Source organism: Pseudoalteromonas sp. S16_S37 (genome assembly GCF_014694405.1).
GTDB lineage: Bacteria > Pseudomonadota > Gammaproteobacteria > Enterobacterales > Alteromonadaceae > Pseudoalteromonas.
The window spans coordinates 13,795-25,824 of the sequence record NZ_JAAUWV010000024.1 but is presented as its reverse complement, the minus strand read 5'-3'; the positions used below and the strand labels follow the sequence as shown (position 1 = coordinate 25,824).

The 12,030-nt window shown below is 43.1% G+C and carries 9 protein-coding genes; 4 read left to right on the top strand and 5 right to left on the bottom strand.

Annotation, left to right across the window (positions count from 1 at the left end; translation table 11 throughout):
* Positions 1-2: 2 nt before the first annotated feature.
* Together HC733_RS12015 and HC733_RS12010 are read right to left on the bottom strand one after the other, a co-directional pair.
* Positions 3-1,265 carry an MFS transporter gene (locus tag HC733_RS12015; RefSeq protein ID WP_190365284.1) on the bottom strand — a complete coding sequence of 421 codons (1,263 nt, stop codon included), beginning with the start codon at positions 1,263-1,265 and terminating at the stop codon, positions 3-5.
* Positions 1,266-1,372: 107 nt separating this feature from the next.
* Positions 1,373-2,380: a substrate-binding domain-containing protein gene (locus HC733_RS12010; protein ID WP_190365283.1), complete on the bottom strand. Its 1,008-nt coding sequence runs from the start codon at positions 2,378-2,380 to the stop codon at positions 1,373-1,375.
* Between the two features lie 299 nt (positions 2,381-2,679).
* On the opposite strand from HC733_RS12010, the gene HC733_RS12005 reads away from it, so the two are divergent.
* The 4 genes from HC733_RS12005 to HC733_RS11990 all read left to right on the top strand — a co-directional run bounded on the left by HC733_RS12005 (position 2,680) and on the right by HC733_RS11990 (position 8,328).
* A complete protein-coding gene (locus HC733_RS12005) occupies positions 2,680-4,929 on the top strand; it encodes a TonB-dependent receptor (protein WP_190365282.1) in 2,250 nt (749 codons plus the stop codon).
* A gap of 122 nt (positions 4,930-5,051) precedes the next feature.
* Positions 5,052-5,549: an MgtC/SapB family protein gene (locus HC733_RS12000; RefSeq protein WP_190365281.1), complete on the top strand. Its 498-nt coding sequence runs from the start codon at positions 5,052-5,054 to the stop codon at positions 5,547-5,549.
* Entirely contained in the window at positions 5,536-6,003 is a 468-nt protein-coding gene (gene soxR, locus HC733_RS11995) for a redox-sensitive transcriptional activator SoxR (protein ID WP_190365280.1), read from the top strand. Before HC733_RS12000 ends, soxR begins: the two co-directional genes overlap by 14 nt.
* A gap of 159 nt (positions 6,004-6,162) precedes the next feature.
* Positions 6,163-8,328, top strand: a complete 2,166-nt coding sequence (locus HC733_RS11990; protein ID WP_190365279.1) for a cation:dicarboxylate symporter family transporter — start codon at positions 6,163-6,165, stop codon at positions 8,326-8,328.
* On the opposite strand, the gene HC733_RS11985 is transcribed toward HC733_RS11990, so the two are convergent.
* The 3 genes from HC733_RS11985 to HC733_RS23535 all read right to left on the bottom strand — a co-directional run bounded on the left by HC733_RS11985 (position 8,317) and on the right by HC733_RS23535 (position 12,028).
* Positions 8,317-8,715: a DUF1294 domain-containing protein gene (locus tag HC733_RS11985; RefSeq protein ID WP_190365278.1), complete on the bottom strand. Its 399-nt coding sequence runs from the start codon at positions 8,713-8,715 to the stop codon at positions 8,317-8,319. The genes HC733_RS11990 and HC733_RS11985 overlap by 12 nt on opposite strands.
* A gap of 61 nt (positions 8,716-8,776) precedes the next feature.
* Positions 8,777-9,784, bottom strand: coding sequence for a tetratricopeptide repeat protein (locus HC733_RS11980; RefSeq protein ID WP_238937534.1), 1,008 nt, complete (start codon positions 9,782-9,784; stop codon positions 8,777-8,779).
* 84 nt (positions 9,785-9,868) lie between these two features.
* Positions 9,869-12,028 carry an exonuclease domain-containing protein gene (locus tag HC733_RS23535; RefSeq protein ID WP_190365277.1) on the bottom strand — a complete coding sequence of 720 codons (2,160 nt, stop codon included), beginning with the start codon at positions 12,026-12,028 and terminating at the stop codon, positions 9,869-9,871.
* Positions 12,029-12,030: the final 2 nt, after the last annotated feature.

Genomic DNA, 12,030 nt, shown 5'->3' with positions numbered 1-12,030 from the left:
TCTTAAGCAGTGACAGCTTGCGCAGGAGTGCTGCGCTGTTTGAACAAATAAACAGAAACAATCAGTAAACACAAAGGAACCAAGGCACAATAAAATGCATGTTGACCACTAAAATGCTCAAAAATATAACCAGTGAGAATTGAGCCAGTTGTACCGCCCAATGCAGAAAAGATAACGATCATCCCCGTCATCGACGCTTGCTGATGTTTGGCAAGACTACTGAGAATAACCGAATTTAGAACTGGATAGACAGGGGCCATAAACAAGCCAATCATCGGCATCAAATAAGCGGCAAGTGGCGCTTTAAAAACCGAGGTAACCCCCTGAGCAGAGACGTTTTGTGTTAACGGCAAGGTAAGGAGAATAAGTGCCCCCATCGCCAATAAACAGACATTCAAAAGCGTATACCAATGACACACTTTTAGTATTTGCCCCGCGAGCAATCGCCCTATTGCTAAGCTTGCCGCAAAAATACTGGTGAGCTGCACACTTACATCCACAGGCAGATGCAAAATCTTGTTATTAAACGTGGGTAACCAAGTACCTACGCCCTGCTCGATTAAAACATATAAAAACGCAGAAATAATAAACACCAGCACCAATGGCTGATAACTGAGCTTAAGCATTGCGGTAAATTCGCTCACAATGCTGCTTCCAGCTGGTAAAGCTTGTTTTTTAATCGGCGCTAGTAAAATGCTCAATAAACAGACCAAGCTTAACAAAGACAAAACGTAATACACATTTAGCCAGTTAAGCGCTGAAGGTTCATCGGTAATAAAAAAACTAAATATCCAATAGCCACTCAATACACCCACCATAAACATCCCTTCTATGGTGTTCAGTAGCGCAGAGTGCGACGAGGGCGAATCACTGAGTTGACCCACTAATGTATAAACACTGATTTTTACCACTGCAAACGCACAACCCACCACAGCAAAAAGCAGCTTGAAAGCATAAAACTGCCCTAACTGCGGGGTGATTAAGCAAATCAGCATCACCGCAGCCAAAGCGCCTAGCAACGCTAATTTGTAACCAAAACGGGGGATCATGGAAGCAACTAAAAACGACATCAAGGCGATAGACAAGTCCTTAAACCCCTCTAACCCCGCCGCTTGCGTTTTGCTCACATTAAAAGTGTTGATTGACTGTAAAATAACGGTCCCAACGCTGTTTAGCAAAACCGCAAATAAGAAATAACATGCCATCATGGCAAATATAATACGCGCTCGCGATGCATTGGTTAGTGTAGTTGGTGCACCCGTCATAAGCTGAACTCGTTAACTTTGAATGAATTTAAGTCTAGCCTCGCAAAATTATTTTGCAATCGTTTGCAAAATAATTTACTCGCCAGATAGCAACCCAAACTAAGCTATCAACTAGACTGGCGGCAACATAGTTCAATCGCTATTTCTTGCGAATCAACTACTTCATTGTTTAGCTGTGCTAACAATTTATCGACCAGTATTTTAGCTGCTAATTGTGTATTTTGTTTGATGGTGGTTAAAGAGGGATGGCTTACATCTGCCATGGCGATATCATCAAACCCAACCAAACGAACATCATTAGGCACGCTGATATAGCGCTCTTTTAGAGCTTTGAGCGCCCCCAACGCAACCATATCACTACATGCAAAGATACCGTCAAAGTTAAGACCTTGTTCACGCAAAAGATGATTGATTGCATCATATGCCGCATGACTGGTGATATCGATTTTAATGGTCTGTGGCTGTGCCAGCGCCCGTGATTGCGCAATCGCAGCATTAAACCCACGGAAACGTTCACTAATTTCGGCATGACCTGGGTCGCCTAAAAATAATAACTTAGTAGCCCCTTTAGCAATCAAGTGTTCTGTCGCTTGTAAACCGCCGAGGTAGTTATCGCTACCCACTATTGGATAATTGCTGGGGGTTTTAGGGTCGCCCCACACCACCAGCGGTGCGCCAAGCTTAGCAGCTAATTCGATACGACCTTGGTGCTTGCCCTGACCTACCACTATCAAGCCATCGGCACGTCGACCATCGATAAAATAACCATGCCAATCGTCACCTGCCATATAAGAGTTTGATAGCAATAGCTCATAACTCTGGCGATTAACCGCTTGATTTATATCACTGACTACCTTTAACAAAAATGGGTCGTCTATCGATTGCTCGGTGTTGGCGTCTAGATTTATCACCACCGCTATCACTTTGGTTTTTTGCAGCCTTAAGCGACTTGCCGCGGTATTGAGGCTAAAATTATGCTGCTTAGCAAGCTGTTGCACATGCTCTCTGGTAGCGTGCTTAATCACAGGATTATTGTTAAGCGCTCTGGATGCGGTTGAGGTTGAAACGCCAGCAAGTTTGGCTAAATCAGCCAGTTTTAATTTTTTTTGCGCCACAAAAACCCCTTTATCACCTTACTTATAAAACTTAAAAAGCATACTAAATCTCTGGAAAATAGCATATTACCGAACTGAACATGTTATTTAATTGCCATTAAAACGAAAAGCAATAAAGCAAAACATGTAAAAAAAGTTACATCAAAATTATTGCAAACGTTTGCAATAACCTCTATTTTAATTTCAGCGCCATCTGCAAACTCCTCTCTGTTGGGTTACAAACTTGGTTATTACGGCTAAGTTTTGAGGAGTGGCGCACACAATGATATGAACCATATGACAACAAAAGGGGCTTTCCCATGCGCAAACTCAAGCAATACTCACTGCTCGCTTCAGCCATTGCTGCAGTTTTGAGTAACCAATCGATAGCACAAGACACCCAAAGCAAAGAACAAAAAGTCGAAACTATCGTTGTATCAGGTACCGCCGGTGGTCGCGGAATTCGAAAAATCGACGCTGGTTTTGCTGTAACCAATATCGATGCCGTTAAAATCGATAAACTGGCACCTAAAAGCACCGCCGACTTACTAAAAGCAGTCCCTGGTATTTGGGTGGAAAGCTCAGGTGGTGAGTCTGGCGCTAATGTATTTGTTCGTGGCTTTCCAGGTGGTGGTGATGCCCCATTTCTCACCGTAAGTCTGCAAGGTTCACCGGTTTATCCGGCACCAACACTGTCCTTTTTAGAAAACTCTTCGATATTTCGCTTAGACGAAACCATCAGCATGATGGAAGCTCTGCGCGGTGGTCCAAACCCTGTGGTTTCAAATGGTCAACCAGGTTTAACGACCAACTTTCAACTTAAGCGCGGCCATGAAGGCACCGAAGGTACCTTCAAGTACACCACCAGCGACTATGGTCTTCAGCGTTTAGATGCGGTACTCAGTGGCGAGCTAAGTGACGATTTGTATTACATGGTCGGTGGCTATATCAAGCGCTCATCGGGTATTCGTGATGCAGGCTTCACATCTGAACGTGGTCAGCAAGTCACTATTAATATCACCAAAGAATTAGACAACGGTGAAATCAATCTTTATACCCGTCAAACCGACGATACGGGGGCATGGTATTTACCTACCCCATTGAATGTTGACGGAGTAGACGCCGAATATACGCAATTAGGTACTCTTAATCGTCAAGCAACTATTTATGCAGGCACCAGCGCGCAAGCGATGGAAATTGACCTTGGCGAAGGCCGCGGCTGGAAAGGCCATGTATCTGGCGGCAGCATCAAGTTAGAGTTAAAAAATGGCTGGCACTTTATTGACCGCTTTAGTCTTACTCAAGGCGATGCCAATACCTATGGTCTAGTACCCGCAGGAACTGCAACGACTCTAAGTGAAGTAGCAGACAATGGCGTTGATGCCACAGGTTATGTCACAGGCAAAACCTATTCAGCAGACACCGAAGTACAGAGCATGGGCCGCTGGGTGGTATTAAAAGACATCGAGTCGTTTACCAACGATCTGGCATTTAGCAAAACCTTTGGCAAACTTGATAGTGCATTTGGTATTTACAGTGCGTCAACGTCAGCAAAAGATTGGTGGAGCCTAGGTAACGCAGCCTATTACGTGCTAGCACCTGGTGGTGAAATGCTTGATGGCATTGAGTGTAATTCATCGGTTGAAGGCTGTGCATGGAATTACGATATAAACAGTACAGGTGATGCTAAAACTTTGGCTTTTTATACAACTCAAAGCTATAAAGCAACCGATACATTAACCCTAGATTTAGGGCTGCGCTCTGAGCGTCACCAAGTAGATTATTCAGTAGATGAAGACCTTAATAGCACCATAGATAAGGTGGTTGACTACAGTGAGCGTAAAACCTCGTGGACTATCGGTGCCGATTATAAGTTAGCCGATGATATGGGCGTATTCGCACGCGTCAATAAAGGCTACAAAATGCCTTACTTTGATGACTTTAGAGACAACTACGGCACGTACCAAGCTGGCAACCGACTATTAAAAGAAGTAACGCAAGCAGAGCTTGGCTATAAGTTTATGGGAGATAACACCGACTTCTTTGCGACGGTATTTAAAAATGAAGTAAAGGGCGATACCTTTGTACGCCGACCTGGTGCACCTGCAGAGATTTTAACCAACGAAGCATTAGGATTAGAGCTTGATTACAACTATAACCATGAGTCAGGCCTCTCGGTAAACCTTAACGCAACCATACAAGATGCGGAGATAACCGACAGCCCAACCAATGAAGGCCATGACAGCCAACGCCAACCAAACTGGCAGCTGCGTATCACTCCAAGCTACGACTTTGAGCTAGCGGGCATGTTTGCAACTGTTTACGGCACATTCTCAGCGGTTGACGACCGTTACGGTAATAATGAAAACACCGTAGTACTTGAAGGCTATGAAAAATTAGACTTAGGTTTAATTGTTGAACCAGCAGAAGGCGTAAAACTACAACTTGCAGCGGATAACTTGACCGATGAGCAAGGGATCACCGAAGGTGATCCACGAAACGTTAACTCACCTAACGGGCGCTACATCATGCCTCGCAGCATAAAATTCAGCGTAAGCTACAGCTTTTAATTAACACACTCCCTATGATCACAAGCCCAGTTTATCTAACTGGGCTTTTTTCATATTCGCATCTGTCATAGCTACAAAAATTCGATTAAACTCATGGTTTAACTTGTTACAACTTGATGTTCATGGACTTAGCAACCTTATTTAGTATTGCCCCTCTTCGCTGGCCCGATATCGGCGCCGCAATTTTAGCTGGCACCATCGTTGGACTTGAGCGCCAACTACGCGGTAAGCCCGTAGGAATACGCACTTCATCACTCATCGTGCTAGGTACTTACGCATTTATCATGCTGTCGATTCAAGTAAATAACGAAGTAGCTGATCCATCGAGAATTATTGGCCAAGTTGTCACGGGAATTGGCTTTTTAGGCGCTGGTGTCATGCTATCCAAAGAAGGTGTGGTCGTGGGTGTGACCTCAGCCTCAACCATTTGGATGCTCGCTGCCATAGGCGTATCTATTGCTGTTGTAGGGCCCTTGGTCGCTATAAAGCTGGCAGTTATTGTTGTGGGTATTTTGTATGGTGTAGATATACTTGAATCTAGCTTTACCAATCTGACCCGCGGTGTGCATGGCAAATATACAGGCTGGAAAACACGGACAAAAAAAGATGCCAACAAGTAACGCTAAGCGATTACAAGATGCCAACCTGACACCCGGTTATGTTGCCAAACGCAGTGACGTAAGAGTCTCGGCACTGCACTTTTATGAACAAAAGGGGCTGATCCGCAGTTGGCGAAACAGCGGCAATCAGCGCCGCTACAAACCTGACGTATTGCGGCGCATCGCAGTTATCAAAGCGGCGCAAAAAATGGGGGTGACTCTTGAAGAAATAAAGCAAACACTGAGCACGCTCCCCGACAGCCGCACGCCAACCAAAGAAGACTGGGCCAAGCTTGCAAAAGCCTGGCAACAGCAGCTAGATGAAAAAATCGCCTATATGCAAAAAGTCAGGAACCAAGTTGAAGGTTGTATCGGCTGCGGTTGTTTGTCTATGAGCAACTGCCCAATTTACAACCCCGATGATGTATTAGGTGAAACAGGCAGCGGCGCACTGTTGTTTGGCAAAGACTGGTAAATTCAAAAGTTCAGAAGCAACGTAAACCCTCTGTGTTTCTGAGTATTGCCTGTAGTTTTGTCATTAATTCACCTTCTAGTCAGCTTTGAAGCGTAAAATCCCCGCTCTTTTCATTTTCTATTATGCTTATAAGCACAATAAGTTACGTTATTATCAATTATGAAAGCGCTGTTAGAGTTTATAAAAAATCGCAATTGGATGTTATGGGCCTTAATTTTAGGCATTGCCACGGGCCTTATTTTTGGTGAACGCGTGGCATTTTTACAGCCTATCGGGGCTGGTTTTGTCAAACTGATGCAGATCACCATTTTCCCTTATATCGTTGTCAGCCTCATTGTGGGGTTAGGTAAGTTTAATCCAGAGCAAGTACGTAGCATTTTACTCAAAGCGGCAACGGTGATGGTGTGCTTGTGGGGCGTGGGTTTATTTGCTATTTGGTGCTTTACCTTTACTTTACAACATCATGATGCGGGCACGTTTTTCTCACCAACTTTGGTTACCGCTAACAGTGAGATTGATTTTGCGCAGCAGTATATTCCCGCCAATCCATTCGCATCGTTAGCCGAAGGTAATGTGCCCGCTATCGTGATATTTTGTATCGCTTTAGGGATGGCACTGATCGCCAACAAGCGTAAAAACGCGGTGTTAGAGTTTCTTGACGTAATTGGGCAAGGCCTAACGGTTATCTCTAAAAAAGTCATTAGTATCTTCCCCATTGGTATATTCGCCATGACCGCAAGCACCGCTGGCACGCTAAGCGTTGAGGAGCTAAATAATCTGCAAGTGTATTGGGTATTGGTGTTATGTCTTGGCCTTTACTTGATGCTGGTGTTATTGCCGATGTTGGTGGCCGCGCTCACTCCCATAAAGTATCGCGCTTTGATCATGGTAATGCGCAACGCGTGGATAACCGCATTTAGTACTGGCAATGTGTTTATCGTGTTACCGGTCATCACCGAGGGCATAAAAGAGCATTTACGACATATCAAAAAGGCCGATGAGCAGGCCGACCATATTGCTGAAGTGCTAGTGCCCATTGCCTATACGTTCCCAAGCTTGGGTAAGTTAACAACGCTTATTTTCGTGATGTTTGCAGGGTGGCTCACAGGTAACCCTGTGGGGCTTGCTGACATTCCCAATGTGACACTCTCTGCCATGTTAAGTTATTTCGCCAATGTACACTTGGCTATTCCATTTATGCTAGATAGCCTAAAGATCCCCGCAGACAGCTATCAGTTGTACTTATCCATGTCGGTGTTAACCGCAAAAGTGGTCTCACCAACTACGGTGGTGTATATCTTTGCTTTTGTATTGCTAAGTATATTTTACTGTCGTAAACAGCTGCATCTAAAACGGTTACGCTCAATATACTATTTAACCTTATTTAGTGCTTTGTTACCTGCATTTATGCTGGCTAGCTACACACTTAATAGTTATTTAGCCAAAAAGACCCAAGCTGCAGATGAAGTTATCGCCAATATGGTGGTCGCCGATAAAGTCCCAAGCCATGTTTTAAGTTATGTGCCTAAAGCCTATCAAAGTGGCGAGTTGTCTTTGACCAACATTGACGTTATTAAAAAGCGTAACCTATTACGTATAGGCTACCTGATAGACAATGTGCCATTTAGTTATTTTAACCAAAAGAATGAATTAGTTGGGTTTGATATCAGCCTTGCTCATCGCTTAGCCTCAGACCTTAATGTAAAGGTTGAATTTATCCCGTTTAAAAAGCATCAGCTTAGTGAATATCTCAACAAAGGCTATTTTGATATTGCTATGTCAGGGCTTGAGATAAACGTGGCTGATTTAACCAAAGTGCGCTTTAGCGACCAAGTGCTACAACTGCAATTAGCATTACTGGCCAAAGATCATCAATTAGATAAATTTGCCACCCTTAGCCAAATTGAAAAGCAAAACCTAACGTTTGCTCATGTTGAGTATGGGCCACTACTTACCAAGGTCAGCAAAGATATGCCCAACATAAAGTTTAAACAACTGGCGAACCTTAAAGCCTATTTTAATCAACCTGAAAAGTACGATGCGTTGGTAATAAGCGCCGAAGCGGGCTTTGCTTGGAGCATGTTTTACCCAGAGTTTGGGGTGATTGTGCCTCAAGGTGGGGTAAGTAAATATCCAACGGGGTTTGCGGTTGCCAAACGTAACTACGACCTACTGAACTACTTAAATGCTTGGTTAGATATCCAACAAGCCAGCGGCCAAGTTAACGCGAACTATCGTTATTGGATCTTAGGCCAAGGCAGTCAAAAAACGACCAAACGGTGGTCTCTTATTGATGAATATGCGCCAGAATTATTAAATGAATAACCAATAGCACAAACAAAGCAGCAATGCACTTTGCAATAGCGTTAACGCACATAATTTGGCATTAAAGGCCTGTTTTTGTGTTTTATGGTGTAGCTGCTTTTGCGCTGCAAACATACTAATGTTTGCACCCAAGCCAGACAAACATATCAGGCTTATTTCACTGACTCTTTGCGCAGCGTGTTGTGCCCTGCGCTTATCTAACCAAAACAACCAAATAAACAACACATTGATAGTCGCAAAGTAAGCCGTACTGGCTATCGTTAAAAACATAAAATAACCGCTATTACTGGCCAAATATAACACCACTAAGGCGATTAATAGCCAGTTACATCGAGATAAAGAATAGCTCAGCGCTTTAAATAACACGTTAACAGAAAAAGCTGACAAGAGGGATTAACCAAGGATAATTTGGCGCTATTTTAGCGCAGTTTGTGCGAATGTTTTAGCGCTAGTCCCAATTACATGCTTCTACCGCGCTAAACCAGCTTGCTGCAAAGTTTTGCTTTGCGCTCTGTAATGGCAAGCTCACATCGACATTAAGCTTAGGTGCTAAGTACTTATGCACCTGCGCTTTAACTTTGTCGCTTTGTAACTCTTCATAAGCAACTTTAAGCGCTAGCTTAAGTTTATCATCAGGTTCATTGCCCTGCAGTTGCTCAAAGCGCGCGTTTAGCCATAACAACAAGGCCTGTTTGGATTGATTTGGGAAGATAGCGGTTAATTTAGAAGTCGACTCAATCAAGCGCTGATAATTTACCACTTGCTCTTTAATTACGAATACAAACAATAAATTAATACCCGCCGAAATTTTTCCTGAGCGTTTATCAATTTCTTGGTAATCGCTTAATGCTTTACGAAACAGTTGCTCGGCTTCGTTAATATTGCCTTGATCTAACGCTATGATGCCAAGGTTATTTTCTATCATCGCAAGCACCGGAGTTTGTTGCATCTGCTCAGCGAGCAACTTAGAGCGCGCATACAGGTTACGCGCTTTTTTGTAAGCGCCTTGCTCGCGCGCTACTAACGCCATGCTATTGGTTAAAGTCAAGCGCTGTCGATCATTTTGTGCGTATTTAAACGAGCAATCTAAGCTCGTTTGCGCATCTTGATAATATCGCTCCCTGCGTAACCAAATACCAAGCGCACTGGTTATTGAAGTAATATTATTTTTAAAGTAAGGCGTGCTTTGTTTAGTAAAAGCTTTTTCCAGAGAGTCCATCAATCTGGTCAGTTGATTTGTAGGCACTGAAGCTCGCATCATAATCAAATGCCACCGAAGAAATAAGTTATCAGGGAGTTCATCGGGTGCTTCTATTTGTTCAAGCAATACGATTGAGTGGGCAGGATTTACTGTTAGGTAATCTTCCGCCTCATTCATTATACCAACAGGGTTCACAACGCGAGCAACTACTGTAAAGCTGGCCAACATCGCCGCCATGAATAATAGTAAGCGCAATACAACCTCATCACATCGCTTATCAATACTCTTAACTTTAGTTGCAAAAGATTAAATATACAAAACACGGATTGTTAGCCTAGCCTAATTAACGACCTGTTCGCACGCTCTTGCATCATTTATCAAAAGTAGTATTTTCGCAGCAGCTAAAGCATCATCCAATGCTCTGTGATGTTGATGTAACTCTATATTCAAAGCTATACACAGATTCCCCAGCGAATAAGATGAGTAGCCCGGCAGATATTTACGAGCAAGCTGAACAGTACACAACTTGGGTTTACTAAATGCGATATTTAAACGTTGAAATTCCTGCTTTAAGAATCCCATATCAAAGTTAACATTGTGCGCCACAAATATAGCGTTTTCACAAAACTCGCTGACGGTTTGTGCAATCTCACTAAACCTCGGGGCCGTTGCAACCATTGCATTGTCTATACCGGTCAGTTGCGTGATGTATTTTGGAATGTGTCGCTGTGGATTCACGAGGCTTTGCCACTTTGACACAATTTTACCTTGCTGCACTTTTACAAGGCCAACTTCCGTTATTCTATCAGTCTCTTTTTTGCCACCCGTTGTTTCCAAATCAACCACCACATATGTTTGGTTTGGGTCAAATTGCCAGATGGTTCTTTGTACCCTCACAGCAAAGCCACAGTCTGTAAGACGGTTAATAGATACCAACTGATTACGGCGCAAAGCATCACCTGGGGCTTTTATTTCTTCAAATCTTAAGGTGTTCCGCTCAAGCACCATTAGATCTGGATAACCATCTTTTAGATTATGAAAATCTTTGCTCATTGAGCGCAATAACTTAGTGATCGCAGTCATACTTGAGTGTTTAACAAGTACCTGTAATTGTTCTAAGAGCGCATCGCACCATATAAATAACAAGCCAGGCTTGCCAAAAGAGAAAGCAGCTTGTTTTAGCAGCCACTTTGATAAGTCTGATAACTGACTAATATACGCCAGCTTTTGTTCGATTTCGGGGCCAAGTACCTCATAGAAGCGATTTAATTTCAGCAATTGAGGATAGCGTTCAAACTCATTGCTAGGCATGCTTAGTTCGTTCTCGTATATTTCTTGCCAAAAAACCAGTGAAAACAATGCCAACCATAACTGGTTTTCGGTATGCCATGCTTGCTGGCCACCGTTAGCGTAATAGGCAATAACCCCCTGCTCGGTGTTACCTTTATAGGCCTCATCTGTGGCAATGAGCTGATCATTTTCGTACAGTAAATCAGTTAAGATAGAGGTGCGCTTTTGTCCATATTTGCGTAGTAAAAAGTCCTTTGCAAACAGCAACAACTGTTCATCATTTGGAGTGGCAAGAATAGTTTCAAGCAATAATTTGCAGCGCTCAATTTCACCCAGTGAATATAATAAACGAACCAGCTTTTCTTGCCCTTTTGCGCTTTGGCAGCGCTCAAGCAATGATAAGGCTAACTCTGGGTGTGATTTTTCCAACATACATGCGAGTTTGTACAACACCTTTTCTTTTCTCAACAAGGCGTGCTCACCAAGCTCAATATCCAGACTTTGAGATAAAAGCGTCTCAGCCATTGCAATGCTTTGTGAAGCATTAATGCTTTTTAATTGTTGGCCTTGCTTAGCGTAATGATAGGCGTGCAGGGCATGCTGCTTGTTATCAAAATAGCTTGTGCCATTCACTTGACCATGGGTTTTCATAACCCCTAAGTCTCGCATCGAGAAGTGGCTTAAGTTGGACTCTAATCGATTAAAAAATAAAAATAAAAAGTACTCAAACTGCGCAGCAATACTTACATATAGATAACTATTTAATACATCGTGATGCGCCACATCAGCATATGATAAGTGCACACGCGCAAAATCCAGCCATAGGGACTTTTTTGCACTGCGAGGGGGTTTGTTATCGACTTCGCTTAATTCACACAGCGATATCAGTTCAGGTTTGGTAATGATCTCAAGCCACGGTGTAAATTGTGCGGCATCAACACTTGCCACCATACTTTGCTTAAACAAGCCAGCTAGCGACTGCTCAATATCATTGATTTCTTCGTATTTAATAGACGAATAAGCGATAAAGCTCGATTTACGATTTAACAACCTGACAATTAAACACTGTTCGTCTTCTGCTAGCCTAGCTATTTGTGCCAATAACACTTTATGTTCGTCATCTAGCAAATGCAGATTATGCTTGCTGGTAAAAGCAACAAACTCATTAAAATGATCAAGATAGTATTTTTGCGGAAGCTGTTTTTGCACAA

Coding starts and splice junctions, on each gene's coding strand:
- HC733_RS12015 (WP_190365284.1), bottom strand. CDS start 1,265: ATGACGGGTGCACCAACTACACTAACCAATGCATCGCGAGCGCGTATT.
- HC733_RS12005 (WP_190365282.1), top strand. CDS start 2,680: ATGCGCAAACTCAAGCAATACTCACTGCTCGCTTCAGCCATTGCTGCA.
- HC733_RS12000 (WP_190365281.1), top strand. CDS start 5,052: ATGGACTTAGCAACCTTATTTAGTATTGCCCCTCTTCGCTGGCCCGAT.
- soxR (WP_190365280.1), top strand. CDS start 5,536: ATGCCAACAAGTAACGCTAAGCGATTACAAGATGCCAACCTGACACCC.
- HC733_RS11990 (WP_190365279.1), top strand. CDS start 6,163: ATGAAAGCGCTGTTAGAGTTTATAAAAAATCGCAATTGGATGTTATGG.